General features: G+C 64.1%; 24 protein-coding genes. 3 read left to right on the top strand and 21 right to left on the bottom strand.

What is annotated here, in order from left to right; all coding sequences use genetic code 11:
• From infC to L979_RS04600, 3 genes are all read right to left on the bottom strand, one after another.
• The coding region (gene infC, locus L979_RS04610) for a translation initiation factor IF-3 (protein ID WP_231559393.1) at positions 1 to 906 on the bottom strand (906 nt) is incomplete at its 3' end.
• A gap of 400 nt (positions 907 to 1,306) precedes the next feature.
• Positions 1,307 to 2,245 carry an SDR family NAD(P)-dependent oxidoreductase gene (locus L979_RS04605; RefSeq protein ID WP_231559392.1) on the bottom strand — a complete coding sequence of 313 codons (939 nt, stop codon included), beginning with the start codon at positions 2,243 to 2,245 and terminating at the stop codon, positions 1,307 to 1,309.
• A 32-nt stretch (positions 2,246 to 2,277) separates the two neighbouring features.
• Positions 2,278 to 3,078: a serine hydrolase gene (locus L979_RS04600; RefSeq protein ID WP_231559396.1), complete on the bottom strand. Its 801-nt coding sequence runs from the start codon at positions 3,076 to 3,078 to the stop codon at positions 2,278 to 2,280.
• Between the two features lie 166 nt (positions 3,079 to 3,244).
• Between L979_RS04600 and L979_RS04595 the strand changes: the two genes are divergently transcribed.
• Complete coding sequence (locus tag L979_RS04595) at positions 3,245 to 3,709, top strand: DUF1844 domain-containing protein (RefSeq protein WP_047689796.1); 465 nt, start codon at positions 3,245 to 3,247, stop codon at positions 3,707 to 3,709.
• A gap of 87 nt (positions 3,710 to 3,796) precedes the next feature.
• Here L979_RS04595 and L979_RS04590 read toward each other — a convergent pair whose 3' ends face one another.
• From L979_RS04590 to L979_RS04565, 7 genes are all read right to left on the bottom strand, one after another.
• Complete coding sequence (locus L979_RS04590) at positions 3,797 to 4,741, bottom strand: SseB family protein (protein WP_047689794.1); 945 nt, start codon at positions 4,739 to 4,741, stop codon at positions 3,797 to 3,799.
• The gene (gene priA, locus L979_RS04585) at positions 4,741 to 5,529 is read right to left on the bottom strand and encodes a bifunctional 1-(5-phosphoribosyl)-5-((5-phosphoribosylamino)methylideneamino)imidazole-4-carboxamide isomerase/phosphoribosylanthranilate isomerase PriA (protein ID WP_052209490.1); all 789 of its coding nucleotides are present in this window, start codon (positions 5,527 to 5,529) and stop codon (positions 4,741 to 4,743) included. Before priA ends, L979_RS04590 begins: the two co-directional genes overlap by 1 nt.
• Positions 5,530 to 5,593: 64 nt before the next feature.
• On the bottom strand, positions 5,594 to 5,761 hold the full coding sequence (locus L979_RS16205) for a hypothetical protein (protein WP_168023483.1): 168 nt from the start codon (positions 5,759 to 5,761) through the stop codon (positions 5,594 to 5,596).
• Positions 5,758 to 6,579 (bottom strand): imidazole glycerol phosphate synthase subunit HisH, encoded by an 822-nt coding sequence (hisH, locus tag L979_RS04580; RefSeq protein ID WP_052209486.1) that lies wholly within the window; start codon positions 6,577 to 6,579, stop codon positions 5,758 to 5,760. The genes L979_RS16205 and hisH overlap by 4 nt, the downstream gene beginning before the upstream one ends.
• Positions 6,579 to 7,214 carry an imidazoleglycerol-phosphate dehydratase HisB gene (hisB, locus tag L979_RS04575; protein WP_047689792.1) on the bottom strand — a complete coding sequence of 212 codons (636 nt, stop codon included), beginning with the start codon at positions 7,212 to 7,214 and terminating at the stop codon, positions 6,579 to 6,581. The genes hisH and hisB overlap by 1 nt, the downstream gene beginning before the upstream one ends.
• 64 nt (positions 7,215 to 7,278) lie before the next feature.
• Complete coding sequence (locus L979_RS04570; protein WP_047689790.1) at positions 7,279 to 8,388, bottom strand: histidinol-phosphate transaminase; 1,110 nt, start codon at positions 8,386 to 8,388, stop codon at positions 7,279 to 7,281.
• A gap of 77 nt (positions 8,389 to 8,465) precedes the next feature.
• Positions 8,466 to 8,969 carry a LysM peptidoglycan-binding domain-containing protein gene (locus L979_RS04565; protein WP_052209485.1) on the bottom strand — a complete coding sequence of 168 codons (504 nt, stop codon included), beginning with the start codon at positions 8,967 to 8,969 and terminating at the stop codon, positions 8,466 to 8,468.
• A gap of 317 nt (positions 8,970 to 9,286) precedes the next feature.
• Here L979_RS04565 and lexA point away from each other — a divergent pair, with 317 nt between their 5' ends.
• Positions 9,287 to 10,057 (top strand): transcriptional repressor LexA, encoded by a 771-nt coding sequence (lexA, locus tag L979_RS04560; RefSeq protein ID WP_047689788.1) that lies wholly within the window; start codon positions 9,287 to 9,289, stop codon positions 10,055 to 10,057.
• 84 nt (positions 10,058 to 10,141) lie between these two features.
• On the opposite strand, the gene L979_RS04555 is transcribed toward lexA, so the two are convergent.
• From L979_RS04555 to hflX, 3 genes are read right to left on the bottom strand one after another with little or no spacing between them, the layout of a single operon-like run.
• Positions 10,142 to 11,164: a zinc-dependent alcohol dehydrogenase family protein gene (locus L979_RS04555; protein ID WP_047689786.1), complete on the bottom strand. Its 1,023-nt coding sequence runs from the start codon at positions 11,162 to 11,164 to the stop codon at positions 10,142 to 10,144.
• Positions 11,165 to 11,179: 15 nt separating this feature from the next.
• On the bottom strand, positions 11,180 to 13,276 hold the full coding sequence (locus tag L979_RS04550) for an ATP-dependent DNA helicase (RefSeq protein WP_081993789.1): 2,097 nt from the start codon (positions 13,274 to 13,276) through the stop codon (positions 11,180 to 11,182).
• Positions 13,273 to 14,943 carry a GTPase HflX gene (gene hflX, locus L979_RS04545; RefSeq protein ID WP_047689784.1) on the bottom strand — a complete coding sequence of 557 codons (1,671 nt, stop codon included), beginning with the start codon at positions 14,941 to 14,943 and terminating at the stop codon, positions 13,273 to 13,275. Before hflX ends, L979_RS04550 begins: the two co-directional genes overlap by 4 nt.
• A 136-nt stretch (positions 14,944 to 15,079) precedes the next feature.
• Between hflX and L979_RS04540 the strand changes: the two genes are divergently transcribed.
• Positions 15,080 to 15,724 (top strand): class I SAM-dependent methyltransferase, encoded by a 645-nt coding sequence (locus L979_RS04540; protein WP_047689782.1) that lies wholly within the window; start codon positions 15,080 to 15,082, stop codon positions 15,722 to 15,724.
• On the opposite strand, the gene dapF is transcribed toward L979_RS04540, so the two are convergent.
• From dapF to L979_RS04500, 8 genes are all read right to left on the bottom strand, one after another.
• A complete protein-coding gene (gene dapF, locus L979_RS04535) occupies positions 15,705 to 16,655 on the bottom strand; it encodes a diaminopimelate epimerase (protein WP_052209488.1) in 951 nt (316 codons plus the stop codon). The genes L979_RS04540 and dapF overlap by 20 nt on opposite strands.
• A gap of 126 nt (positions 16,656 to 16,781) precedes the next feature.
• Entirely contained in the window at positions 16,782 to 17,723 is a 942-nt protein-coding gene (gene miaA, locus L979_RS04530) for a tRNA (adenosine(37)-N6)-dimethylallyltransferase MiaA (RefSeq protein WP_197052068.1), read from the bottom strand.
• On the bottom strand, positions 17,716 to 19,323 hold the full coding sequence (gene miaB, locus L979_RS04525; protein ID WP_081993784.1) for a tRNA (N6-isopentenyl adenosine(37)-C2)-methylthiotransferase MiaB: 1,608 nt from the start codon (positions 19,321 to 19,323) through the stop codon (positions 17,716 to 17,718). Before miaB ends, miaA begins: the two co-directional genes overlap by 8 nt.
• Before the next feature lie 48 nt (positions 19,324 to 19,371).
• A complete protein-coding gene (locus L979_RS04520; RefSeq protein WP_369792969.1) occupies positions 19,372 to 20,094 on the bottom strand; it encodes a regulatory protein RecX in 723 nt (240 codons plus the stop codon).
• An 83-nt stretch (positions 20,095 to 20,177) separates the two neighbouring features.
• Positions 20,178 to 21,275 (bottom strand): recombinase RecA, encoded by a 1,098-nt coding sequence (gene recA, locus L979_RS04515; RefSeq protein ID WP_047689780.1) that lies wholly within the window; start codon positions 21,273 to 21,275, stop codon positions 20,178 to 20,180.
• A 326-nt stretch (positions 21,276 to 21,601) separates the two neighbouring features.
• Positions 21,602 to 21,823, bottom strand: a complete 222-nt coding sequence (locus L979_RS04510) for a DUF3046 domain-containing protein (RefSeq protein WP_047689777.1) — start codon at positions 21,821 to 21,823, stop codon at positions 21,602 to 21,604.
• A gap of 116 nt (positions 21,824 to 21,939) precedes the next feature.
• A complete protein-coding gene (locus L979_RS04505) occupies positions 21,940 to 22,329 on the bottom strand; it encodes a helix-turn-helix domain-containing protein (protein ID WP_189587265.1) in 390 nt (129 codons plus the stop codon).
• A 163-nt stretch (positions 22,330 to 22,492) separates the two neighbouring features.
• Positions 22,493 to 22,958, bottom strand: a 466-nt coding sequence (locus tag L979_RS04500) for a CinA family protein (protein WP_047689773.1), incomplete at its 5' end; no start/stop codon positions are given.

Below are 22,958 nucleotides of genomic sequence, written 5' to 3'. Positions count from 1 at the left end.
ACCCTCCGGTCGGCCGCCACCAGCAGGCCGACCTGCCGGACGTCCACCACGATCGGAACCACGCTCCGGGCGCTCCGTGCGATCCGGCCGTTCGCCACGATCGGCGCCACGGGAACCACCACGCTCGGTGGGACGTCCACGGCCACCGGCGGGGCGTTCACGGCGCTCCTCCTTGGGTGCCATGACCGGCGGCTGGTCTTCGGAGACCTTCAGAGGCGGTGCCCCTTCCGGAACCTCGAACTTCTGCTCAGCCATCTTGCGCAGTTCCTCGGGGATGGCCTCACCAATGCTGTTGCCACCCACGGGCAGAGCCGAATCGGTGTCGATCATCCCGGCGGCGCGGGCTTCACGCTCGCGGTCACGACGGGAGGACTTGGTCTTCTGCGGCAGGCGCTCTTCAGCGCCGTCCGACTCCTTGGCGCGACGCGCAGCTGCACGGGCCTCGGACTTGTTCTTGAGCGGGCCCAGGACCATGACCATGTTGCGTCCGTCCTGACGCGGGCTGGACTCGACCTGACCGAACTCGCCCAAGTCTTCTGCCAGCTTCTGGAGCAGACGCACACCCATCTCCGGGCGTGACTGCTCACGGCCGCGGAACTGGATCATGGCCTTGACCTTGTCACCCTCGCCCAGGAAGCGGCGGGCGTGGCCAACCTTGGTCTCGTAATCGTGGTCATCGATCTTCAGACGGAAACGGACCTCTTTGAGGTTGGTGTTCGTCTGGTTCTTGCGGGACTCACGGGCCTTGACGGCAGCCTCGTACTTGTACTTGCCGAAGTCCATGAGCTTGGCCACAGGCGGCTTTGCGTTGGGAGCCACCTCGACCAGATCCAGGTCCGATTCGCGGGCAAGTCGCATGGCATCCTCAACTCGGACTATGCCAACCTGCTCGCCACCGGGGCCCACAAGACGGACCTCGGGGACTCGGATTCTGTCGTTGATGCGTGGATCGCTGATGCTTGACTCCTGATCTAGTGCCAGGTTCCACCCCGGCTACATGGTGCTCTTCGAGTGCTGGTGGCAACAAAAAACCTCCGCTGCCACGTGGGGCAAGCGGAGGTCACCTGACTAATCACACCGGAACTTCACGTTCCACACGGCATCCTGAAGATGCTGTGACGGTTCACATTTGAACCGTGGCGGACGGTCATCGTCTCTGACCCGGGGGCTGTTCCAGCTGATGACTTCAGATGGCGGCCCGCGCGGGTGGGAGTCACCTCCACTTGCGCACTGCCGACCATCATACACACTGAGGCGCCGGACCAGCAGGGGGCGGAACGTGATCCCGCTTTCGTCACCCCCAGGATCACAAGTCGGAATCTTCGGCCAGGAAAGGGGCAGTGAGCGATTCCATCACTTCCCACAATTCGTCCTCGCGGCCGACGTCGTACGACTCCGCTGACGAACTGGTGATGTGGTCACGGTCTATGTAGGCACCTGACGGGCCAGACACATCCCCGACCAGGGCATTCTTGAACAACTGGCCGGCCCTCTGCTGAGTGGTGGCCAATGGCGAAAGCGTGAGAACCGGCAGGACGTACCGCAGGGCAAAGCGCGCGGCAGGCCCGGCATCACGCCCCAGACCCGTGCTCGGCACAAAACCCGGGTTGAACGATTGAATCGACCACGACTCTGCGCAACGGCGTGCCCAGGCATGAACCAGGTAGATGGCCGCCAGTTTGCTGGTTGAGTAGGCCATGCGACCCGCCCTTGGACTCAATGGATTCTCGAAGGCACCCGGGCGAACAAGAACTTGAGGGTACATCCACTGCGGAGCTGGCACCATGCCCAAGTTGTGCCGAAGATCGCCAAAATGAGTGTCGCTGACGGTGACCACTGCTTTCACACCTGTGGCACCACTGGCGTGAAAGCTTCGAAGCAGCAGGTGGTTGGCCAGGACGTTCACCGCGAACGTTGCCTCGTAGCCGTCCATGGAGTCCCGGGTGGCCGTTACGTACTGGGCCCCCGCATTGAGTCCCAGAACACCCAGTGGAGGAAGTGCGCCACGGCGGATGCGGCCGGTCACCTCAACCGCTGCTTGCCGCACACTGGTCAAAGACAACAGGTCAGCGTCGATTGTGGATATTCGCTCCGTGGAGCTCTCACGGGTTTGTAACGCACCTCGAGCTCGGGGCCGCGCCAACACCACCAAGTGGGCGTCAGGGTTCTCAGCCAGGACGCGTCGTGCTGCCGTTGCCCCGATGCCGCGAGAGGCTCCCGTCATCACGATGGTCTGCTCTGCCACGGGAATCCAACCTCCTCGCGTGATGTGTGTAGTCAACCATCACTTTCGAGCGTTTCCAATGCCAGTACCTCTACATCAACAGTTGGAGTGGGTGTGATCACGGACACGAATGCGCCGCGGCATCGCTCCAGATCGATGATCAGATGGGATGCGAACCCAGCGGCGAATCCGCTGTGCCAGGCCATGTCCCGACCGTTGATCTTGTCCACGAAGAAGCCTGCGGCAACCCTGCCCTTGGAATCGACGTGCAGTGTTTTGAAGCAGTCTTGAAATGGACCGTCTTGGACCAGTAGCGCTGTCAAAATGGTGGCGAAATCCTGGGCACTCCCGCGAATGGCCACTGCAGGTGCGTATCCGCGCCCTGTCCAGGACCGTGCCCGTCCGCCGAACACCGTGTAGCTCACGGCATCATCCACGCAGTGGTGTTTCACCGCTTCTTCCACCCGAAGAGTGGGACAGGCCAGCGCGGTGGCCAGATGTTCCTGAACCAGTCCGGGGTAATTCACCCCGGCCGCCGCTGCCAAAGCATGACCGAGTGCTGCTCCGCCAACATTGGAGTACCGGCACACCCCGGCGTCCGTCACAGTGGCTTCTCTGAGGTGACGCATGAACTCTGCGACGTCCTGCGGCTGGGGACCCCGGCCGAGCACCGTAGCCATGCCTTGCTTGAATCGAATGCAACGACCGCCCACTTCTCGTGGCAAACCAGAGGTGTGCGTCAAACACGATTGCAGCGTGATCCTGCCGACTGCAGTTCCATGAACAGGTAAGTACTGTTCCAGCCTGTCATTGGCTGCGATGACACCTTGATCCAGCAACTTGGTGTAGATCATGCCGGCCAGGCCGGTGTCACCGTCCAGTCTGGTGGTCGACGACACAGGATCAGGCCTCATGAGCCCTCACGCTACTGAGACCTGGCACCAGGTGAAAGTCACCTCGCGGTCGGTCTCCGCCCGCTCCGTGCTCTGGGTTCACACGCGCACCGCATAGGCTGGGGCCATGACTTCCGAGAACACTTTCCGCTTTGGGGCAGCTGGTTCCGACGACGCCGCAGCCACCTCCGCAGGACACGACGATCCGGTGAACCAGGACACAAGCTCCACTGGCTTGGACGCTGACACCAAGGCCGCGGTCGATGAGCAGATGCGCGACATTGCAGAGGTCCCGGCGATCGAGGTCATCACCACTTCGGCCGTTCACCTGATGTCAGCTGCGGCCGTCAAATGTGGGTTGGCGGATGGCCCGGATGCTGATGAGCTGAAGGACCTGGATGAGGCCCGCAAACTGATCACCGCTCTGGCCGGGTTTGTGACCGCTGCGGCGCCTGAGATCGGGTCCCAGCACGCCGCGCCCCTGCGCGACGGCCTGCGCTCACTACAGTTGGCCTTCCGTGAAGCCTCACCGTTCCCGGACCAACCGGGGCAAGGCCCGGGTGAGAAGTTCACCGGCCCCGTCTACGCCTGAGTCGGACGGTCCCACCCTTCAGAACACGCTTTGAGCCACCTGGAACACCTGAAACATGGCTCAAAGCGTGTTCTCAATCCGACGACCTCAGATTCGGGCGGTTTCCAAGGAGATCTCCAGGGAATCAACCTGGCCAGCCACCACACTCTGCGTTGACAGTCGGTTCTGGAAGGCTGAAAGCACCTGATTGAGTTTGTGCTGATCCATTCCCGGCAGCAGCTGAAGCACCACCGTGAGTTCAGGACCAGATCCACCTCCGCGCAGGGCCGCATCAGATCCGGACTGCGCGGTATCAGATCCGTGCAGTGCCGCATGAGATCTGGCTGAATCTGCAGTGCCAGCAACGTGTGCGGAAGCCACGGCATCCACCCCGCGCCCTGGCCGGACGTTGGCGCCGGCCACACCGTCCAGGCCCAGAGCTGCGTTGAGCACCGCTTGAGACACAGGTGCAGAAGCGTAGGAGGGCACCCAGGTTTCCCCCTTGGCCACGGCCCACAATGCAGGGCGGCGCACCACAAACGGGCTGCCGGCACCCGGGTTGAGCACCAACAACTCGGTGCCGTCCTTGACCGCGGCGATCGCAATCTTGCGCACCTGAGCAGCCACGGGGCGTGCCTGCGCGTGCCACTGAGGAATCAGACGGTCGGAGGTGAACACCGGTTGCGCTTTGCGGCCATCAGCAGCCTGCAAAGTCACCAGGGACATGTCAGCTTCCTTGTCCGCCACCAGACCCTCAGCGGTGATCTCCGAATGGCTAACTTCTGCCATCACGGGCACGAACAAGCGGGTGTCAGCCAGGGCTGCCACCACGTCCGTTTCATCCACCAGCCCGTTCTGCCACTGCTCAAAGGTGCGTTCCAGGGCGGCGTCTGCAGCGCCGTCGTCGTGAGGGAACTGGTGGTGATGGCCGTGGGCCAGATCCCGGCCGGCCCACGGCCGACCACCGGTGTCGGTCTCACCTCCCGCGCTGCGCAGCTGAGCCGCAATGTGCGGGGGCAGCGGTCGAGACCCGTCAGGTGTGCGTTCAGACATCAGGAGCCCGGGCGGCCGGCGACGTCCAGCGCCTGCTCCAGGGTGAAGCGCCCGGCGTACAGGGCCTTGCCCATGATGGCGCCCTCCACCCCGGAGCCGACCAACTGGCGCAGTGCTGCAATGTCCTCAAGCGTGGCGATCCCGCCGGAGGCCACCACGGGCTTGTTGGTCCGTTCAGCAACCTGCTTGAGCAACTCCACGTTGGGGCCCTTGAGCGTGCCGTCCTTGGTGACGTCCGTGACCACGTAACGCGAACAGCCGTCCGCTTCCAGACGGTCCAGGACCTCCCAAAGGTCGCCGCCCTCCTTGGTCCACCCGCGGGCAGCGAGGGTGGTGCCACGGACATCCAGACCCACGGCGATCTTCTCCCCGTACTGGCTGATCACCTTGCGGGTCCACTCCGGGTTCTCCAGAGCTGCGGTGCCCAGGTTCACGCGGGCCGGATCCAGGGACAGGGCCCGCTCCAGGGATTCGTCATCCCGGATACCGCCGGACATCTCCACTTTCAGGTCCAGGGACTGGGCCACGCGAGTCAGCACGTCAATGTTCTCCCCGGTGCCGAAGGCGGCATCCAGGTCCACCAGGTGCAGCCACTGAGCACCAGCGTTCTGCCAGGCCAAAGCCGCTTCCAAAGGATCCCCGTAACCGGTCTCCGAGCCGGATTCCCCCTGGACCAGACGCACGGCCTGGCCGTCGCGGACATCGACGGCGGGCAGCAGCTCCAGGCGGGGCAGCCCCTCGCCCTGAGCCACCAAATCGGATACGGACGGCGTGGTGTTCTCAGTCATGGATTCCTCACGAGTTGTGATGATGTGGGTCAAAAGTCACGGGCAGGCAGATCAACTGGGCACCTCAAGCGTTGAGGCCGACCAGCCAGGACCACGCACCGTAGAGAATCAGGGCCCCGGAGGCCACGGCCATCAAGGCCACCACCCACTTGGGGAAACCTTGTTGGTGGAAGGAGATGACTCCCCCGGCCAGGAACGCCCCGAGCACCAGGAGAATGACGGACCAGGTCATGCAGCACCTGCTTGGCGGTTGGCCTGCTCCTGGGCTTCCGGCAGACCGTCGTCGTCATTGCGGGCATCCAGCCGCGCGTCCAAACGGCCCGTGATGGGCAGGGTGCTGATCCAGTTGCGCAGCAACTGCAGTCCGGCCTCCCCCGATTTCTCCGGGTGGAACTGGGTGGCGCACAGCGGACCATTCTCCACCGCGGCAATGAACGGGGAACCGTGTTCGGCCCAGGTGACCTGAGGCGGGACCATGTGTTCGCTGCCCACGGTGAAGTTCCATTCCTGGACTCCGTAGGAGTGGACAAAGTAGAAGCGCTCGTCCTGGATGCCCTGGAAAAGCTGAGTCTGCTCCGGCGGCTGAACCGTGTTCCATCCCATGTGCGGCACCACGGGCGCATTCAAACGCTCCACCACCCCGGGCCATTCCCCCAGGCCCTGGGTCTGCTCGCCGTGTTCAACACCCTGTTCGAACAGCACCTGCAAACCCACACAAATGCCCAGGACCGGGCGGCCACCCATCAGACGCCGTTCGATCAGGCCAACGGCACCCACCTCACGCAGCCCGTCCACCACGGCCTTGAAGGCGCCCACACCGGGCACCACCAGACCGTCAGCGTCCAGTACCGCCTGCTTGTCCCGGGTCAACAGCACCCGGGAACCTGCGGCCTCCAACGCGCGGACCGCCGAGCGCACATTGCCCGCACCGTAGTCCAGAACGACGACGGTCGGCACCGTCTGCGTGGACTGCGTGACCGGGGGGCCCACAGTTTCCGGGGCAGAAATGGTCTTGCCCTCCGGCGTCACACCTTCTTCAGGGCTGCGCATCACAGCGCTCCCTTGGTGGAGGGCACACCCGTGACCCGGGGATCGGACTCCACGGCGGTGCGCAAAGCGCGGGCCAGGGCCTTGAACTGGGCCTCGGCAATGTGGTGCGGGTCCCGGCCCCTGATGAGCTCCATGTGGAGGCAGATCTCCGCGTGGAAGGTCAGGGACTCGAACACGTGCTGGACCATGGAGCCGGTGAAGTGCCCACCGATCAGGTGGTACTGCTGACCTTCCGGCTCCCCCACGTGCACGCAGTACGGGCGCCCGGAAACATCCACCACGGCGCGCGCCAGCGTCTCGTCCAGGGGAACGGATGCCTCACCAAATCGGCGGATTCCGCGCTTGTCTCCCAAAGCCTGTTTGATGGCTTCACCAATCACAATGGCGGTGTCCTCCACCACGTGGTGAACGTCAATGTGGGTGTCCCCGGTGGCCTGCACGGTCAGGTCGATCAGTGAGTGCTTGGACAAGGCCGTGAGCATGTGGTCATAGAACGGAACGGTGGTGGAGATGTTGTTCTCCCCGGTGCCATCCAGGTTCAGTTCCACCACGATCTGGGACTCACTGGTGGCACGTTCAACACGGGCACGCCGACCCTGACTGTTCTGATCGGGTTGCTGATCTGTGGTGGTCATGAATACTCCGCTGGGTGCTGGTGGATCAAAAGTGACGGTGGTGGGTGTGCTGCCCGGGGGACGGCTACTGGGTCAGGTGAGTTTCCACGGCTTCCAAGAACGCCGTGGTCTCCTCCTCCGTGCCGGCAGTGACCCGCAAATGCCCGGCAATGCCGACATCACGGATCAGGATGCCGCGACTCAGCAACTCCTGCCACAACGCCGGGGCATCAAAGTCCCCACCGAAGAACACAAAGTTGGAATCCGACTCGGAGGGTTGCAATCCCAATCGTTTCAGTTCATCAACAATGCGGTCACGCTGCATCTTGATGTCCTCCACATCAGCCAAGAGGCTGCTGCGGTGGCGCAGCGCTGCCAGCGCCGTGGCCTGCGAGACAGCGGACAGGTGGTAGGGCAGGCGGACCAACCGTATGGCATCGGCAATCTCGGCCGCGGCCGCAAAGTACCCGATACGGGCACCAGCCAGGGCGAAGGCCTTGGACATGGTGCGGGTGACCACCAGGCGTGGCCTGCCGGGCAGCAGGCTCAGAGCAGTGGTGGCTGGGTTGCGGGCGAATTCGGCGTAGGCCTCATCCACGATCACGATGCTGTTGCTAGCCTCACCGGCTTGGTACACCGCATCCACGACGTCGTCCTCAAGTGCCGTTCCCGTGGGGTTGTTGGGAGAGCACAGGATCACGATGGACGGCTTGTGTTCACGCACCTGGGCTGCGGCTGATTCTGGGCTCAGCGTGAAGTCCGCTGCGCGTTGCCCGGCAATGAACTCCGTGTTGGTCCCGGCCGCCAGGATGGGGTACATGGAGTAGGTGGGAACAAAGGACAGAACGCTGCGCCCGGGCCCACCAAAAGCCTGCATGAGTTGCTGGAGAATCTCATTGGAGCCATTGGCCGCCCACAGGTTCTCCGGCCCCAGACCCTGGCCCAGATACGCCGCAAGTTCCTCCCGAAGTTCCGTGAACTCACGGTCCGGGTAGCGGTTGAGGTTCAAAGCGGCCTTGGAGACTTCCTCCACGATGGCCTGCTGCACCTCAGTGGGGACAGGATGGGTGTTCTCGTTGGTGTTCAACGTGACCGGAACTTCCAACTGCGGGGCTCCGTACGGGCTCTTGCCGCGAAGGTCCTCCCGCAGGGGCAGCGCGTTCAGGAGCTCAGTGCGTGGGTTGGTCTCAGTCACCGCACCAGTCTACGAGGCTCAGCGACTGCATGCAGGTTCGCTCCGCACCCGGACCCCACCTGCAGGGCCACAAGGCGTCAGTTGACAGGCACCATCAGCTGTTGACCGGTGGTCACGGACTGAGAGGTGAGGTCATTGAGTTCCATGATCTCAGCGATGACCACACGGGTGTCCCGGTCTGAATCGGCAGCCAGCGCCACGTCCCAGAGGCTCTCCCCAGTTGCCACTGTGACCACTTCCGTTCCGGAGCCCTGCACAGGATCCGTGCTGGCCGTGACCGTGGCCGGTGCCACCAAGATCAACAGGGCCATGGCAACGGCTGCAGTGGCCAGCATCACCGGCAAACCCACAAAGAGCAGACGCCCCCGGCGAGTGAGATGCACACGCTGCTTGGCAGCCGCCGCACCCAGCTTCCGAGTGTGCGAGGCTTGGGTGACCTCACGCGGCCCGCGCTGCAGCACCGGCACTGCTGCAACAACTTCTGAGGTGAAAGCACGGCAGCCCGAACGAACGCCGCGCAGCAGCGGGGCCTTGGGGGCCACGTGCGAGGTCAAGCGAGGTACAAAGCTGATGGCTGACATGGGAAGCACTCCTTCTTGCTGAGGTGTTCTACAAACCGTTTGGTCCTGCATGACACCCCGAGGGGCTCGAACAGGTGTTCGATTCCGTTTCGAACAGTTCTAGCACGTGTGTACGAATGATGTCGACACGCATTCGAACATTTGTTTGGTTGCGCCCATCACCTCCCTTATGCTGAGAGGACGTTGACGGGCTGGTTCACCAGCCGATCAACCGCGGGATGACCCCCGTGACTCGACCGGCTTGTTCACCTGGAACCAGTCAACCGAGGGGGTCAGACAACACAAGGATTTGGCCTCGGGCAGCACTAAGGACGGACATGGCACACAAGGACTCAGCCCCCGCAACGGCTGACAGCATTCAGTCGCTTGATGCCCGAAAGCCCCTGTCAGCGCGCCAACAGAAGATCCTGGACGTGATTCGCGCCTCCATTGCCGAGCACGGGTACCCGCCGTCCATGCGGGAGATCGGAGACCTGGCCGGACTGGCGTCCCTGTCCAGCGTGACCCATCAGCTCAATCAGTTGGAGAAGCTCGGTCACATCCGCCGTGATCCCAAACGCCCCCGTGCCATGGAGGTGCTGGATCCCACCGTGGAAACCGGGCAGACCGCTGCAGAGACCGGGCAGACCGCTGCGGAAGTGAACCTCCCGCCGAATGTCACGCCCCTCACGCCGCGTACCCACTCAGCGCAGAGCGAGTACGCGGATGCCGGGGAGATCGCCCTGGTTCCCCTGGTCGGACACATTGCCGCAGGTGTGCCCATCATGGCAGATCAGCAGGTGGAGGACACTGTGGCACTGCCGCGTCAGCTCACCGGCCAGGGCGAGCTGTTCATGCTCATGGTCCGCGGTGACTCCATGATCGATGCCGCCATCTGCGACGGCGACTGGGTGGTGGTCCGCCAACAGAACACCGCGAACAACGGTGACATCGTGGCCGCCCTGCTGGATGACGAGGCCACGGTCAAGACCTTCCGCCAACGTGACGGTCACACCTGGCTGCTGCCCCAGAACACGCAGTACGAACCCATCCTGGGTGATCACGCCACGGTCATGGGCAAGGTGGTCTCCGTACTGCGTAGCCTCTGAAATACTGGTGCCTACACCAACGTGAGGTCCGCACCCTCAACGGGTGCGGACCTCACGTCTTGTGGTCAGCGGTCCAGAGTTGGCTCAGGGACGGATCAGGGCCTTGATGGCGCGGCGTTCGTCCATGGCTTTGTAACCTTCGGCGATCTCTCCCAGCGGTAGTTCCAGGTCGAAGACCCTGCCGGGATCGATCTTCCGGTCCCAGATCAGCTGGATGAGTTCGGGCAGGAATCGCCGCACGGGTGCGGGACCACCCAGCAAGCTGACTTCCGCAGCAAACAAGGTCTCACCGGGCAGGGAGACGTCATGGGAGACGCCCACGAATCCCACGTGGCCGCCGGGCCGGGCCGAGTGGATGGCCTGGAGCATGGACTCCTGGGTGCCCACCGCTTCCACCACGGAGTGCGCCCCGTAGCCATCGGTCAGTTCCTTGATCTTGGCCACGCCGTCTTCACCGCGTTCCTCCACGATGTCCGTGGCGCCGAACTCCCGGGCCAGCTTCTGCCGGGACTCGTGGCGGCTCATGGCGATGATGCGTTCCGCCCCCAGTTCCTTTGCGGCCAGCACGGCCAGCAGTCCCACGGCGCCGTCGCCCACCACGGCCACGGTCTTGCCCGGACCGGCCTGCGCTGCCACGGCACCGAACCAGCCCGTTCCCAGCACATCGGAGGCCGCCAGCAAGGACGGGATCAGCTTCGGGTCGGGCTGCCCCGGCGTGGCCACCAGGGTGCCGTCGGCCAGCGGAACCCGGAGCAGTTCGGACTGGGCACCACCGGGGGTGGCGAATTCACCCTGGATGCACCGGGACTGGAATCCGGATTCGCAGATTTCGCATGTGTTGTCCGAGGCCATGAAGGAGCCCACCACAAAGTCCCCCACGGAGACGTTGCGGACGTCGTCGCCAATTTGTTCCACCACTCCCACGTATTCATGGCCCATGGGGCGGGGATCTTGGATTTCGTCAATTCCGCGCCACGGCCACATGTCCGAGCCGCACACACACGCAGCAGTCACCCGGATGATGGCATCGGTGGGCTTCTGGATGGTGGGGTCCTCACGGTCCTCCACCCGTACGTCGCCAGGTCCGTGAATGATGGTTCCGCGCATGGTTGCTCTCCTGTCTCAGGTGTTCGGATCGAGTCGCTTCAAGGCTCCCAGGACCACGGTGCGATCCGCCGTGGTCCACAACGGCGGCAGGCTTGCCCGTAGGAATCCCCCGTACCGGGCTGTGGCAATCCGTGAGTCCAGTATGGCCACCACACCGCGGTCAGAGGCGGAACGGATGAGTCGCCCCGCTCCTTGGGCCAGGCGAACGGCCGCGTGCGTGGCAGAAACGGCCATGAAGCCGTTGCCACCGGCCTCAGCGGTGGCCCGGGTCCGTGCCGTGGACAACGGATCATCGGGGCGCGGGAACGGAATGCGGTCAATCAGCACCAGACGGCAGGAGTCCCCGGGGACGTCCACCCCCTGCCACAGGCTCATGGTCCCGAACAGGCAGGTTTCCGGGTCCTCGGCGAACTCTTTGACCAGGGAGTTCAGTGAGGTCTCCCCTTGGCACAGGATGGGGATCTCTGCGCGCGAGCGCACATGTTCTGCTGCTTCTTCCGCTGCTCGCCGGGAGGAGAACAGCCCCAGAGCAGCACCCCCGGAGGCTTCGATCAACTCCAGGATTTCATCCAGCATGCCAGGGGAAAGTTGGCGCCCGGGCTTTTCCAGGTGCTTGGCCAGGTACAGGATGCCCTGCCGGCCGTAGTCGAACGGGCTTCCCACGTCCACGCCGTCCCACCGCGGGGCACCAGCACCCTGCAGTCCCAGATCACCGGCCACGGAGTCAAAGGACTCCCCCACGGAGAGCGTGGCCGAAGTCATCACCACGGTTCGCTCCGCAAACAGTCCGTCACGCAACTGACCAGCCACGGACAGCGGGGCTATGTGCAGGGTGGCCGGGTCATCGTCCTGGGCGGGCACGTAGCCGCGTCCGGCTTCCCATCCGCCCACACGGGAGAGCCAGAGAACCTCGCGTTGTTCATCGGCCTCCAGCATGCGTTGACACAGTTCCAGGACCTCGGTCACCCGGGAACGCGCCATCTGCCGGCCGCCGTCGGTGTCGGCCTCCTGCCCGGTTCCTCTTTCCGGCTTGGAATCGGTCAACGCTTGCCGGGCGGCGTCACGGATGCGCGCCACCGCTGCTGTCATGGCCTCGGTGAGCCCGCGGGCCAGGAGTTCCGCGGGGACACCGGAGAGGGACCGTTCCAGATCATCGGCACCGGAGCTGAGATCATCGGTCTTGGCCGAGGTGTGCTTGCGGATGGAGGTGGCCGCCGCTCGCACCGTGGCCGCGGACAGCGCCCCGGTCACAGCGCCGGTCACGCGGTCGCGCAGTTCGTGGGCCTCGTCAATGATCACAACGTCGTGTTCGGGCAACACTTGAAGATCTTCAAAGGCGTTGATGGCCAACAGCGCGTGGTTGGTGATCACCACATCCGACTCTGCAGCGCGGGCCTTGGCCAGTTCCGCAAAACACTCCTCCACGAACGGGCAGGAGCGTCCCAGGCACTCGCGTGCCGTGACGGAGATCTGCCGCCAGGCCAGGTCGGTCACCCCGGGCAGGACCTCGTCCCGATCGCCGGCGTCCGTCTTGGCCGCCCAGTCGCGTAGTCGCTGAACTTCTTGCCCCAAGGACGAGACCGGCCCCGACGACGGATGGGAACCTTCCCCGGGGGCGGCGAACAGTGCGCCGTCGTCGTCTTCCGGATAACCGCCCTCCAACTTGTGCAGGCAGGCGTAGTTGCTGCGCCCCTTGAGCAGGGCGACCTCCATGCCCTCCGGCAGCTCGCCCTCCAGAGCGCCCAGGAGCCGCGGGACGTCACGGCCCACCACCTGGGACTGCAGCGCCAAGGTGGCGGTGGCGATCACCACTGGTTTGGAGGCAGCGCCGCGGTTTGCGGCGGCATGGTGAAGTGCTGGCGTCAGGTACGCCAGCGACTTTCCCGTACCCGTGCCCGCCTGGACCAACAGGTGCCGTTTGAGCTCAAGTGCTTCAGCCACTTTGGCGGCCATGAACCGCTGACCGTCACGGCGCTGCCCTCCCAGGGTCTCAACCGCGGTGTCCAGCAACGCAAGCGCATCGGCTGCGCCCGGCAAGGTTTCCGGACGGTCAGTGACCGCCCGGCCCTTGCCGTCGCGAATGCTGGCCGACGGGGAGGCAGGAGCGCTCATGCGGAGTGTGGGGTGGAACCGACCGATTCTGCCTGACCATCGGCCACGGTGAAATCCGGCGGGTTCTCCGGCACATAGTGCGCCAGTTCCCCGGCCAGGTCCTCACGGACCTTCACCAGAAGGTGCGTGCCCTCGGCAAGGTATTCGGTGCGCAGGATCTCCGCATCCCAGCTGTGCAGGCGAGAGACGACGTCGCCGTGGCTGTAAGGCACCACCATGTCCAGAACGTGATCCGGACGCGGGATGGAGGAGGCGATCAAGTCCTTGAGCTCATCAATCCCGGCACCGGTGTGCGCGGAGACCACAGCCACGTTCTTGTACGTGTTGCGCAGTCGGTCGATCACAAATGGGTCAGCGGCATCAGCCTTGTTGACCACAATGATCTCCGGCAGCGTGGTGGCCTGGATGTCAGCAAGGACCTCACGCACCGCACGGATCTGTCCCTCCGGATCCGGGTGTGCTCCATCCACCACGTGCAGGATCAGATCCGCATCCGCGACCTCTTCCAGGGTGGAGCGGAATGCCTCCACCAGCTGGGTGGGCAAGGATCGGACGAACCCGACGGTGTCGGAGAGGGTGTATCCGATTCCATCCGGTGTGGTGGCCTTGCGGACCGTGGGGTCCAGGGTGGCGAACAGCGCGTTCTCCACCAGCACCCCGGCGTCCGTGAGCCGGTTCAACAATGAGGACTTGCCGGCGTTGGTGTAGCCGGCAATAGCCACTGACGGAACGGAATTGCGACGACGATTGAGCCGCTTGGCCTCACGGGCCGGCTTCATCCCGGCGATCTCCCGCTTCAGCTTTGCCATGCGGGCACGGATGCGGCGGCGGTCCAACTCGATCTTGGTTTCACCCGGACCACGCGAGCCGATGCCTTCACCGGCTGCGGCCCGGCCACCGGCCTGACGGGAGAGGTTGCCACCCCAACCACGCAGACGCGGCAGCATGTACTCCAGTTGGGCCAGTTCAACCTGCGCCTTGCCCTCCTTGGACTTGGCGTGCTGGGCAAAGATGTCCAGGATCAGACCTGTGCGGTCGATGACCTTGACCTTGACCACGTCTTCCAGGGCACGGCGCTGGGAGGGGGCAAGTTCCTCATCCACGATCACGGTGTCCGCACCGGTGGCTGACACGATCTCCTTGAGTTCCAGCGCCTTGCCGGAGCCCAGGTAGGTGGCCGGATCCGGGGTGACACGGCGCTGAATCACGCCGTCCAACACCTCGGAGCCTGCGGTTTCGGCCAAAGCGGCCAGTTCGCGCAGGGAGTTCTCTGCATCCTCGGCGCGGCCAGAGGTCCACAGCCCCGCCAGAACCACCTTCTCCAGGCGTAGTTCTCGGTACTCGACCTCCGTGATGTCCTCGAGTTCCGTGGACAGATTGGCCACACGGCGCAAGGACTGCCGCTCGGCAAGGCCGAACTGGTCTCCGTCAGCTGTGGTGTGAACCGTGCGTTGGGACAGTTCGCGGGCGCGGCCACCCAGAACGTGGGGCTGCCAGTCTCCGGCATCTTGACCGTCGGCGGCGTCCACGATCGTCCCGGAGCCACGGCCTGCGCGGACGCGGGAGAGCACACGCTCCACCACGTCCTCAAGTTCTGACTGGGACGGCTGGTGGCCGCCCTGTGCCGGTGCCGTGGTGTGTTCGGGCGAGTTTTGGGAGTTGGTCATGAATCCTTTTCGTGTTGCAGCCGGCGCTGATCAGGTACCTGCTTGTGGTGTAGCGGCAGGGTGTAGGCCGGCGGGTCTTCCACGGGTACAACGGTGTAACGGTGTGTGTTGTTCCCCGCCGTCTAGGCTATCGGTCATGACGGTGCACTACTTCCTCACCCCGGAAACTCCTGAACAACGTACTCAGATGCAGGTTGAGCTTCGCGGGCGCACCGTCTCCGTGGTCACCTCCGCAGGGGTCTTCTCCCCCAAGGCCCTGGACAAGGGCACGGCCGTTCTGCTGGAATCCGCACCTGACCCGGCCGGAAGCGAGTTCTTGGACCTTGGCTGCGGCTGGGGTCCCATCACCCTGGCCCTTGGCCTCTCTGGCGCGAACCTCTCAACGGAGTCAACCGACGACGACGCACCGCGGGTCACCGCCGTGGACGTCAATGAACGCTCTCTGGCCTTGACCCGGGACAACGCTGCCGCCAACGGCGTTCGCGCGGAAACCTACCTGCCGGAGGACGTTCCTGCCGAGCGGCGCTTTGACGTGATCTGGTCCAATCCGCCCATCCGTGTTGGCAAGGAGGCCCTGCACCAGATCCTGTTGCAGTGGCTGCCGCGGTTGAGTCCGGACGGGGTTGCCTGGTTGGTGGTGCAGAAGAACTTGGGGGCAGACTCCCTGCAGAAATGGCTGGTGACGGCTTTGGCGGAGGCCACCGGCCAGAGCTGGGACGTGAAGCGTAGTGCCACGTCCAAAGGCTTTCGGGTGCTTGCGGTCAGCCGAAAGTCCCGGTAGCCACCACCACGGCGGGCCCGGCCAGGACCACGTGTTCAGCCCCGTGCGGGCCCTCCACGAATGTTGCTGAGACCACGCCACCGGGGACTTCCACCAACCATTCATCGGGTGCTGTCTCCCCGGCCCAGAAACGCGTGGCGGCAGCGGCAGCGCAGGCACCGGTTCCGCAGGACTGGGTCTCCCCCACGCCGCGTTCGTGAACACGCATGCGGATCCGACCGATCTCCTCGGAGCCCTCCCCTTCCTCGTCAATGGGCACCACAAATTCCACGTTGGTGCCTTCCGGCGGGGTGGGCCGCACTGTGGGTTCCGTGAACAGTTCCAGTGAATCCAGCTTTTCGCCCTCGGCGAGAGCCACCACCGTGTGCGGGTTGCCCATGGTGATGGACACCGCCGGACGCGGGACGCGCAGCCCACCACCCGTGACCACGGCATCAGATCCGCGGGAGCGAGCGGAATCGCCGTCGATGAATCCCCACGGCCCCATGTCCACGGCGTACCCGTCCGCCGTGCGAGCCACGGTCTTGACCCCCGCACGGGTGCCGATGCGGACCACCTCCCCCTGGGGCAGGTCGATCAATCCCTGTGCGGCCAGCACGTGGACGAAGACTCGGACACCGTTACCGCACATCTCAGCAATGGAGCCGTCCCCGTTGCGGTAATCCATGAACCATTCTGCTTCCGGCGCCTGGTCCAACAACGCCGCGCCCTCGTCCAGGTTGGCCGAACGGGTGATGCGGATGAAACCGTCACCACCGATTCCCTGGTGACGGTCACACGCCAACTGCACGGTCTCTTCCGAGAGCAGCAGTTCGGCCTCAGGATCCACCACCACCACAAAGTCATTGCCTGTGCCGTGTGCCTTGATGAAAGGCCACCCGGTCAGCTCACCAAAAACCTCATCGGCACGGGTGCGCTCAGCGGCGGACAGTGCCTGGGAGCCGGCGTGCGTTGCCGCGTTGGGCTCGGCGTCAGTGTTGGGCTGGGCCTCAGCCCGGGACTGAGTGGATTCTGCCTGCTGCGGGGATTCGGGGTGCTCGGTAGTCACGCGACCATGCTAATCCGCAATTCCACTGCGCCGGATCAGCTCCAGTGTGTGCTTCACCAGCAGCGGATCAGTGGCATCAAGCCACTGCATCCGGGGGTCGCCACGGAACCAGGTCACCTGACGTTTGGCGAACTGCCGGGTGGACACCACGGTGGAGGTCACAGCCTCCTCAATGGTCATCTCACCGTCCAGCACAGCCAAGAACTGCCCGTAACCCAGGGCTCGGGACGCCGTCTTGCCCTCACGCAGTCCCCTGGGAATCAAACGGCGGACCTCATCTTCCAGCCCCGCCTCCACCATGGCGTGCACCCGCTGCTCCAAGCGGTCGTGCAGCTGCGAACGGTCCAGGTCCAGGGCGATCTGGATGGCCGGTTGCACGTACTCCCGAGTGGGCATGAACGCCGTGAACGGCCGGCCCGTGACCTGGTGAACTTCCAGCGCGCGAACCAAACGGCGGTCATCCTTGATCCGCGCCGCAGACTCCGGGTCCACCGCCTGCAACCGCGTGCGCAGTGCACCCGGACCGTGCGCGGCCAGTTCCTCTTCCAAACGACGACGGACCGCTGGATCCGTACCGGGAAACTCCATGTGGTCCAAGGCGGCCCGGACATACAACCCAGAGCCACCCACCAGGATGGGTACGTGGCCACGCTGCCAGATCTGCTCAAAGCACTGCCGCGCCTGGTGCTGGAACGCGGCCACGGAGGCTTCCTGGGTGACATCCATGATGTCCAACAGGTGGTGGGCCACCCCGGCGCGTTCCTCCACCATGGCCTTGGCCGTCCCGATGTCCATGCCCCGGTAGAACTGCATGGCATCCGCGTTGACCACTTCCCCGCCCAGCTGCTGAGCAAGCTGGACACTCAGGGCAGTTTTGCCCGTGCCGGTGGGGCCCACCAGCGCAATGACGGGCAGGGAAGCCGGGGACGGCGTCGTCGTGAAATCAGCCACCGTTGACCGGGGCCGCGGCCACAGGCAGGGTGGGCATTCCCAAATTGACCTGGCCGGCTTTGGTGCTTCCGGCAGCGCCCGAGCCGGTCCCGCAGGACTGCGCCTGCTCACGTTCCCAGGCATCGCCCCCACGGGCACGCCGCAGGTGGTACTGGTCCGCGGCAGGATCGGCAATCAGGTGGTAGGCAGCCGCCTGGGTGACGGGAACCGTCACAAAATCACCCGGGCGTGGAGCCTCAGCGCCCTCCGGCACGGAGAAATGCACCAGGCGCTGATCCTGGGCGCGCCCGGACAGACGGTGGGTTTCACCGCTCTTCTTGCCGGCATTGGCCGTCACCAACAACTCCACGGTACGGCCCACCAGAGCCGCGTTCTCCTCCGCGGCAATGCGATCCTGCAATGCCACCAGGCGTTCAAAGCGTTCCTGGACCACGGCCTTGGGCAACTGGTCTTCACGCTCACCGGCGGGGGTGCCCGGGCGCACCGAGTACTGGAAGGTGTAGGCCATGGAGAAACGGGACTCCTCCACCACACGCATGGTGTCCTGGAAGTCCTCCTCCGTTTCCCCGGGGAAACCCACAATGATGTCCGTGGTGATGGCAGCTTGCGGGATCTGATCCCGAACCTTTTCCAGAATGACCAGGAACTTCTTGGACCGATAAGACCGGCGCATGTCCTTGAGCACGCGGTCGCTGCCGGACTGCAACGGCATGTGCAACTGGGGCATTACGTTGGGGGTCTGGGCCATGGCGTCAATGACGTCGTCCGTGAAGGCCGCCGGATGCGGAGAGGTGAACCGTACCCGCTCCAAACCTTGAATCTCACCGCAGGCGCGCAGCAGCTTGGAGAACGCCTGCCGGTCACCAAAGGACACCCCGTAGGAGTTCACGTTCTGACCCAACAGGGTGACTTCCACGGCACCTTGGTCCACCAGGGCCTGGACCTCGGCCAAGATGTCACCGGGACGGCGGTCCTCCTCCTTGCCCCGCAACGACGGCACGATGCAGAACGTGCACGTGTTGTTGCACCCCACGGAGATGGACACCCAACCGGCGTAAGCCTGATCCCGCTTGGTGGGAAGGGCCGAGGGGAAGGTCTCCAGGGACTCCAGGATCTCGATCTCGGCTTCCTCATTGTGCCGAGCCCGCTCCAGCAGCACCGGCAGGGAACCGATGTTGTGCGTACCGAACACCACGTCCACCACGGGGGACTTCTTGAGAATGGTGTCCTGGTCCTTCTGCGCCAGGCAGCCGCCCACGGCCACCTGGAAATCCTTGTTCTTCTGCTTCTGCGGCACCAGTTGGGACAGGTGTCCGTAGAGCTTGTTGTCCGCGTTCTCCCGCACCGCGCAGGTGTTGAACACCACCAGATCTGGATCCTCACCGTCACGGACTGGTGTGTAACCGGCGGTTTCCAACAGGCCGTTGATCCGCTCGGAATCGTGGACGTTCATCTGGCACCCGAAGGTGCGGACCTCAAAGGATCGGGGCGAATCCAGCACGGGGATCTCCGGGGCCTGCGTGGAGGGCCCGGTACGGGGTGTGCTGGTGGTCTGGGTGTGGGCGCTTCCAGCAGTTACCTGGGCGTCAACGTCGGTCATACTCACCCCACAAGAATAGTGGGGCCGTCAACTTGGCCGACCGGTGGCTCAGTACTCAGAATCCTGGGAGAGCTCACCCAGGACTTCTTTCACGACGTCGAACGCCATGCCCGGCGCATAGCCCTTTCTGGCCAGCATGGAAACCAAGCGGCGCGTGAGCTTGTCCCGTGTGCTGCGTTCAGCCATCTGTGTGGCCAACTGTTCACCGGACGGCGCTTTGCGGCGGACCAACTCAAGAGCGTCCTGGCGCTCCTGTTCGTCAGTTCGTTGCTGCAACGCAGCTTCCGCCACATCGGGGTCAATGCCCTTGGCCTGAAGATCACGCCGCAGGGCCGGGCGAGCCAGTTTGCGGGTCTCCGCCCGCGACCGAACGAATGTCTGGGCAAAGGAGACGTCATCCACCAGCCCAACTTCTTGGAACCGGTCCAGAACAGTCATGGCCACCGATTCCGGGACACCACGATCCGCCAGCTTGTCCTCAAGCTGGCGGCGTGACTTAGCAGAGGCCGTGAGCTGACGCAGCACAATGTTCCGGGCGGCCTCCACCTGACCCGGGTCCATGTCTCCGGAAGCTGTACCGGCGTGAAGGCCGACCCCGCCAGTCTCCGCCGGTTGCCCCTCAACGTGCGCGGAGTTGATCTGCTCGGTGCCGGACTGCACGGTGTCCAACTCTGCCGAGTTGTACTCCGGTGATGGTTCAGCACTCCGACCCCTGGCCCGTTGACGCTGCTGCGCGCGGCGTCGGCGCTGTTCGTAGGGTGACTCTGACAAGGGAACCTCTCATCTGGGTCTGGATACTCCACGACCCCGAAAGGAATCATCACTTTCGGGGTCGGGACTACTGGGGGGCCACCTCAGAAGGCAGCCTTGGCGGAGGCATCTTCCGAGCCGAAGTCGGCCACCACGCCGTCGGCATCGACCTCCGGGGAATCGTCTTCCACGATCCCGAGCTTGGTCAGGATCTTGTGTTCGATCTCCAACGCCATCTCCGGGTTGTCCCGCAGGAAACGGCGAGCGTTCTCCTTGCCCTGGCCCAGCTGGTCACCCTCATAGGTGAACCAGGCGCCGGACTTCTTGACGATGCCTTGCTCCACGCCGAGGTCGATCAGACCACCCTCCGTGGAAATGCCCTGGCCGTACAGGATGTCGAACTCGGCCTGCTTGAAGGGCGGGGCCATCTTGTTCTTGACGATCTTGGCCCGGGTGCGGTTGCCCACAGGGTTGGCGCCGTCCTTCAAGGTTTCAATGCGGCGGACGTCCACCCGGACGGAGGCATAGAACTTCAATGCCTTACCGCCGGTGGTGGTCTCCGGGGAGCCGAAGAACACACCAATCTTTTCACGCAGCTGGTTGATGAAGATGGCTGTGGTCTTGGAGTGGGACAAACGGCCGGTGATCTTACGCAGGGCCTGGGACATCAAACGGGCCTGCAGACCGACGTGGGAATCACCCATCTCACCTTCGATTTCCGCCTTGGGCACCAAGGCCGCCACGGAGTCGATCACCACGATGTCGATGGAGCCAGAGCCCACCAACATGTCCATGATCTCCAGAGCTTGTTCACCGGTGTCCGGCTGGGAGACCAAGAGGTTGTCAATGTCCACACCGAGCTTCTGGGCGTAGACCGGGTCCAGGGCGTGTTCGGCGTCGATGAAGGCGGCAATGCCCCCGGCCTTCTGAACGTTGGCCACGGCATGCAAAGCCACAGTGGTCTTACCGGAGGACTCAGGACCGTAGATCTCCACCACACGGCCGCGGGGGAACCCACCGGTGCCCAGCGCGACGTCCAAAGCGATGGATCCGGTGGGGATGACCTCCACCTTCTGCGCGGGGCGCTCCCCCAAACGCATGACGGAGCCCTTGCCATAGTTCTTGTCGATCTGGGCCAGGACGGTTTCCAGTGCCTTTTCGCGGTCCGATCCGGCGTTGCCCGAGCTGTTCTTGGGGGCCATGGTTCACCTCGTGTGGGTTCGTGGTGCGGCCGCTGCGGCCGCCGTGAAGGGGCGGAGAAATCTGAGGCGCTTGAGCTGAGCCTCCGGTGACCACTCCGCCATGAGCTGTCAGAAACAACGCTAGACAGGGGGTCAGACAACACAAGGCTGGAGCACTGCAACCGTGGGGGAAGAACACCGTTGCGCAGGAATCCAGAGCCCTGTGGAGTCTTGAAGGCTCGCCTCAAGCACCACCAGAACACTACACGGTGTTCGAACATTTGTTCGGATAGGAGATCGTGGGCGTGTCATTCACACCAGCCACGCGGTCCCCGCCGTCACGCGAATCAGCGCTTGGGCTCCATGTCCGGTCCCCACCAACGCTCCCGGGGGACGTCCTGGTTCTTGCACAGGGCGAACCACACGGTCTTGGGGTCTTCTCCCTGATTCAGAGCCTGCTCCGGTGTGCGATGCCCCAACTCCCCCAGCACGGTGTCCTGGACGAGCATTCGCCCCTGGCCCGCACCGAATTCATGCTCCAGCATCTGGTAAAAGCGACTCAGTCTCACAGTGGCTCCTCACAACACGACAGCGGGACCCAACGCCACCTGGGCATTGGATCCCGCTGTCTCCGGCAGGGACGCGATCAGCTCATGGCCGCGTGAGTCCGCCCGGGTGGAAAGTTTCAGTGGGCGCGTGCCCCGAATTCGTGCTGGTACTGCTCGCGCAGTTCAGCGGGCACGGTGTCCGGTGCCAGGTTGCCTTCAACCTCGGCAACACGGTCAGCCACCTCACGCAGCATGGCGGAGACGGGGACATCGAGTGCAGAGCAGATCGATGCCAACAGTTCAGAAGAAGCTTCCTTCTGACCGCGCTCAACTTCACTGAGGTAACCCAGTGAAACTCGTGCGGAATGTGAAACCTCACGCAGGGTGCGCCCCTGACGCTGACGGACGGAACGGAGTACCTCGCCAATTTCCTGACGCAGCACAACCGGCTTGGGTTCCGAATGAACGGAATCGTTGACGGTGGTGGTTTCGACGTCCTTCCAGCGGATGACGCCGTTGACTGACACGGGGGTCTTGGTCGTCGTGATGATTGGCTCCTCAATAGTGCGGAGAAACTCCGCGTGGCCCGGAATCTTCACCGATCGGATCAGTTCCGGATGGCCCCTCCCTGGGCCGTCGACGGGTACAACCGCCTGACGGGTCACCATTGTTCCCGATCGGTTCCGGGATTTACTGGGAGAAGTCTGGGAACCGACAGTGTGCTGCAAGATTCTCCAGGGCAGCGGTCACGCTGGCCGTCCGGATCTGGGCACGGGATCCACCTAAATGCAGTTCCTGAACGTGCGTGCCATCAGGCCCGGCCACACCCAGGAACACGGTGCCCACGGCCTTGCCGTCGTGCGGTTCGGGACCGGCAACTCCGGTGGTGGACACCGCCACGTCCACACCGAGGGCCTCACGCGCACCCTCGGCCATGGCTCGTGCCACCGCCGGATCCACAGCGCCCACACGATCCAACAGATCGGCAGACACACCCAGGGTCCGGATTTTGACCGCATGTGAATAGGACACCACGGAGCCCTCGAACACCGCCGAGGCTCCCGGCACGGAGACCAACGCGGCCGCCACGGAACCGCCGGTCAGTGACTCGGCCGTGCCAATACTCAGCCCCCTGGCCGATGCCGCCGATATGGCT

The organism is Kocuria sp. ZOR0020, assembly GCF_000800955.1.
In the GTDB taxonomy this organism is placed as follows: domain Bacteria; phylum Actinomycetota; class Actinomycetes; order Actinomycetales; family Micrococcaceae; genus Kocuria; species Kocuria subflava.
This window is presented reverse-complemented; position numbering and strand designations above follow the sequence as displayed.

Bases quoted from the DNA above. Each gene is read 5' to 3' on its own strand.
- L979_RS04595 (WP_047689796.1), top strand. From the start codon at position 3,245: ATGACTTCCGAGAACACTTTCCGCTTTGGGGCAGCTGGTTCCGACGAC.
- recA (WP_047689780.1), bottom strand. From the start codon at position 21,275: ATGGCCCCCAAGAACAGCTCGGGCAACGCCGGATCGGACCGCGAAAAG.
- hflX (WP_047689784.1), bottom strand. From the start codon at position 14,943: ATGACCAACTCCCAAAACTCGCCCGAACACACCACGGCACCGGCACAG.
- L979_RS04590 (WP_047689794.1), bottom strand. From the start codon at position 4,741: ATGTCTGAACGCACACCTGACGGGTCTCGACCGCTGCCCCCGCACATT.
- L979_RS04550 (WP_081993789.1), bottom strand. From the start codon at position 13,276: ATGAGCGCTCCTGCCTCCCCGTCGGCCAGCATTCGCGACGGCAAGGGC.
- L979_RS04600 (WP_231559396.1), bottom strand. From the start codon at position 3,078: ATGATCTACACCAAGTTGCTGGATCAAGGTGTCATCGCAGCCAATGAC.
- miaB (WP_081993784.1), bottom strand. From the start codon at position 19,323: ATGACCGACGTTGACGCCCAGGTAACTGCTGGAAGCGCCCACACCCAG.
- L979_RS04565 (WP_052209485.1), bottom strand. From the start codon at position 8,969: ATGTCAGCCATCAGCTTTGTACCTCGCTTGACCTCGCACGTGGCCCCC.
- lexA (WP_047689788.1), top strand. From the start codon at position 9,287: ATGGCACACAAGGACTCAGCCCCCGCAACGGCTGACAGCATTCAGTCG.
- L979_RS04540 (WP_047689782.1), top strand. From the start codon at position 15,080: ATGACGGTGCACTACTTCCTCACCCCGGAAACTCCTGAACAACGTACT.
- hisB (WP_047689792.1), bottom strand. From the start codon at position 7,214: ATGACCACCACAGATCAGCAACCCGATCAGAACAGTCAGGGTCGGCGT.
- hisH (WP_052209486.1), bottom strand. From the start codon at position 6,579: ATGCGCAGCCCTGAAGAAGGTGTGACGCCGGAGGGCAAGACCATTTCT.
- L979_RS04555 (WP_047689786.1), bottom strand. From the start codon at position 11,164: ATGCGCGGAACCATCATTCACGGACCTGGCGACGTACGGGTGGAGGAC.
- L979_RS16205 (WP_168023483.1), bottom strand. From the start codon at position 5,761: ATGACCTGGTCCGTCATTCTCCTGGTGCTCGGGGCGTTCCTGGCCGGG.
- priA (WP_052209490.1), bottom strand. From the start codon at position 5,529: ATGACTGAGAACACCACGCCGTCCGTATCCGATTTGGTGGCTCAGGGC.